At 62.6% G+C, this 278-nt stretch carries 1 protein-coding gene; it reads left to right on the forward strand.

What is annotated here, in order from left to right; translation table 11 throughout:
• Positions 1–195, forward strand: a 195-nt coding sequence (locus tag QWY28_RS23675; RefSeq protein WP_300955358.1) for an aminotransferase class V-fold PLP-dependent enzyme, incomplete at its 5' end; no start/stop codon positions are given.
• Positions 196–278: the final 83 nt, after the last annotated feature.

Here is a 278-nt window from a genome sequence, read left to right on the forward strand (position 1 = left end):
GCCAACAACGAAATCGGCACGATTAATCCTAAAGCCGAGATTTCCGCGGCAGTCCGGCGTCGAGCCGAAGAGCTGGAGCGGACCATAGTTATGCACACCGACGGGGTACAGGCCGCTGGGTTCCTGGACCTGAACGTGCGTCGGCTGGGAGTGGACATGCTCAGCCTCTCCGGTCACAAATTCCACGGCCCCTAGGGCGTCGGCGTGCTCTACGTAGGGCGCGGCATTCCCTATTTGCCGATGTTTCTGGGGGGCGGTCAGGAACGGGAGCGCCGCTC

The organism is Nocardioides oceani (assembly GCF_030412965.1).
Classification (GTDB): Bacteria; Actinomycetota; Actinomycetes; order Propionibacteriales; family Nocardioidaceae; genus Nocardioides; species Nocardioides oceani.